Source organism: Sandarakinorhabdus rubra (assembly GCF_010994245.1).
Taxonomy (GTDB): Bacteria; Pseudomonadota; Alphaproteobacteria; order Sphingomonadales; family Sphingomonadaceae; genus Sandarakinorhabdus; species Sandarakinorhabdus rubra.
The window spans coordinates 1-1,480 of the sequence record NZ_WMHO01000352.1 but is presented as its reverse complement, the minus strand read 5'-3'; the positions used below and the strand labels follow the sequence as shown (position 1 = coordinate 1,480).

Genomic DNA, 1,480 nt, shown 5'->3' with positions numbered 1-1,480 from the left:
CGCCGATGGCGCCACACGCACGCTTGCGATCCCCGGCCTGCCCGGCTTCTCGCCCACCGATGCGGCGCCGCTGCCCGATGGCCGGTTGCTGCTGCTGCACCGGCTGTACAACGGCGTGTCGAACGCGGCGGCGATCACGCTGGTCGATCTCCCGGCCATCAGGGCCGGCCGGCCTGCGCCGGGGCGCCTCCTTGCCCGCTGGGGCCGCGAAGGGCCGTGGCCGGTGGACAACATGGAAGGGCTGGCGCTGACTCGCGAGCAGGGGCAGCCGGTGCTCTATGTCGTATCGGACAACAATTTCTCAGGCCTGCAGCGCACGCTGCTGATGCGGCTGGTGATCGCGGCGCCGCTGGACGGCCAAATGCCCTGAACAGCGAAGGGGCGGCGCCGGTTGCCCGGCGCCGCCCCTTTCAGAGCCACTCTGATCGCGCCCTCAGGCGGCGGCCAGCTTCTTGGCGATTTCCTTCTTCAGCTTGACGCAGCGGTCCGACAGCTGCTCGTCGCGGGTCTTCAGCAGCCAGTTGTCGAGGCCGCCGACATGCTCGACCGAACGCAGCCCGTTCATCGAGACGCGCAGGCGCACCGAGCGACCCAGCGCATCCGAGATCAGCGTCACATGCTGCAAGTTGGGCAGGAAGGTGCGCTTGGTCTTGTTGTTGGCATGGGACACGTTGTGGCCGATCTGGCGGCCCTTGGCGGTCAGTTCGCAAACGCGCGACATGGCGGAAACGTCCTTGATCGAAGTGCGGTCGGTGAAAATCGAATCTGTGAACGCGGCAAGCCCTGCAATGAGGGCGTATCGCAACAGGGGGCGGCGCATAGCCCAGCATCGCCGGCACGTCAACCGTCGCAGGGCGCAGATGGACTGCTGCATTGGGGGCTGGACGTGGCCATTCACACATGCAAGTTTTTGTTCATGCCCTGGTTCGCCATACATTGCATCGACCGCCCGGATTCGGCCGAACTGCGCGCCGAGAACCGGCCCGCCCATCTGGCGCACGTCAATGCCCACAAGGACAAGGTGCTGGTCGCCGGGCCGCTGCTGCGCCCCGATGGCCGCACGATGGGCTCGCTGCTGATCATGGAGTTCGATGATCGCGACGCGGCGATCGCCTTTGCCAACGCTGATCCCTATCATCTGGCCGGGCTGTTCGAGAGCCGGTCGGTGACGAACTGGCATAAGGTGCTGCCGTAAGGCGGGCGCGCAAATAGCGGAGCTATTTGCCGACTCCGCCACGGCCGGCCGGCGATCAAAATACCCGGCTCTCTAGCCGGGTTTTTCGTGGGTCGTCCGACGGCGTGGCTTTGCCACGCCGCTCTGTCCTTTCAGTATCAAGTCAAAACAGAAAGAAGAGGAAAGAGCGTGGCAAAGCCACGCCGTCGAAGCTGTTCTGCCGGGCAGAGGCCCGGCAGCCAGCCCGGCCGGCCTTGCGCGAGACCGCGCGCGGCCCGCGCGCTGGCCGCGCTACAGCACGAGCCC

General features: G+C 66.4%; 3 protein-coding genes. 2 read left to right on the top strand and 1 reads right to left on the bottom strand.

Features of this window, described 5'->3' with window-relative positions:
* A partial coding sequence (locus GJV64_RS14370) for an esterase-like activity of phytase family protein (protein WP_164158150.1) occupies positions 1–370 on the top strand: 370 nt, incomplete at its 5' end.
* A 63-nt stretch (positions 371–433) separates the two neighbouring features.
* On the opposite strand, the gene rpmB is transcribed toward GJV64_RS14370, so the two are convergent.
* Positions 434–721, bottom strand: a complete 288-nt coding sequence (rpmB, locus tag GJV64_RS14365; RefSeq protein WP_164158148.1) for a 50S ribosomal protein L28 — start codon at positions 719–721, stop codon at positions 434–436.
* A gap of 195 nt (positions 722–916) precedes the next feature.
* Between rpmB and GJV64_RS14360 the strand changes: the two genes are divergently transcribed.
* Positions 917–1,195 carry a YciI family protein gene (locus GJV64_RS14360; protein WP_164158146.1) on the top strand — a complete coding sequence of 93 codons (279 nt, stop codon included), beginning with the start codon at positions 917–919 and terminating at the stop codon, positions 1,193–1,195.
* The last annotated feature ends 285 nt before the right edge of the window (positions 1,196–1,480 follow it).